This is a genomic window from Mesorhizobium sp. WSM4844, assembly GCF_055811775.1.
On the sequence record NZ_JBVVQB010000175.1, the window covers coordinates 1 to 630 of the forward strand.

General features: G+C 61.1%; 1 protein-coding gene. It reads left to right on the forward strand.

Annotation, left to right across the window (positions count from 1 at the left end; all coding sequences use genetic code 11):
• On the forward strand, positions 1–630 hold a 630-nt coding region (locus AC0L2A_RS36310), incomplete at both ends, for an AMP-binding protein (protein ID WP_473612990.1).

Genomic DNA, 630 nt, shown 5'->3' on the forward strand with positions numbered 1-630 from the left:
GAGCCCGCGCCATCTCGCCTATGTCATCTACACCTCAGGCTCCACCGGAACCCCAAAGGGCGTCATGGTCGAGCATCGCGGAGTGGTGCGTCTTGTGGCGGGGAACGATTTCGTAGAGATCTCCCCGCGGGACGTCTTTCTCAACGCATCCTCGCCCACATTCGATGCGACCACGTTCGAGGTCTGGGGAGCCTTGGCGAACGGCGCCAGCATTGTGCTCTATCCTGAACGTCACCTCTCGACCGCAACGCTGGCCCAGATCATCCAAGACCAAGGCGTCACTATCGCCTGGATGACTGCCCGATTGTTCGACGTCTATGTGGGGGAGGAGCGGAGTACTGATCGGCTACAGCAACTGCTGGTCGGGGGCGAAGAGGTCTCCGCGGCTTCCATAAGAGCATGCCAGAAGCGACATCCGACGCTGCGGGTCTCAAATGGCTATGGCCCGACAGAGAATACCACCTTCAGTCTCTGCTATTCGGTACCTGCTGTTTTCGATAGCCAGCAACGGGTGCCGCTGGGACGACCAATTCGCAATACGGTCGTCTACCTTCTGGACGGTCATGGTGCGCCCGTGCCGTTCGGGGCGGTGGGTGAGCTTTACATCGGCGGGGCGGGGGTGGCGCGTGG